Source organism: Alkalihalophilus lindianensis, from assembly GCF_032843265.1.
GTDB lineage: Bacteria > Bacillota > Bacilli > Bacillales > Bacillaceae_D > Alkalihalophilus > Alkalihalophilus lindianensis.
Window position 1 is genome coordinate 1 of record NZ_JAWJBA010000814.1, and the last position, 246, is coordinate 246.

At 44.3% G+C, this 246-nt stretch carries 1 protein-coding gene; it reads left to right on the forward strand.

The features are described 5' to 3' along the window. On the forward strand, positions 1 to 246 hold a 246-nt coding region (locus tag RYX56_RS24435), incomplete at both ends, for a carboxyl transferase domain-containing protein (RefSeq protein ID WP_317124397.1).

Below are 246 nucleotides of genomic sequence, written 5' to 3' on the forward strand. Positions count from 1 at the left end.
TTCCACGATTCTGCTGATAAAGCTGCAAAATTCATCAACTTATGTGATGCCTATCATATCCCGCTCGTTTTCTTAGCGGATATTCCAGGCTTCATGATCGGAACGAAGGTAGAGCGAGCCGGTATTATTCGCCACGGTGCTAAAATGATTTCTGCAATGTCAGAAGCAACAGTGCCAAAAATCTCGATTATTGTGAGAAAAGCATACGGTGCAGGTCTATATGCGATGGCTGGCCCTGCATTTGAA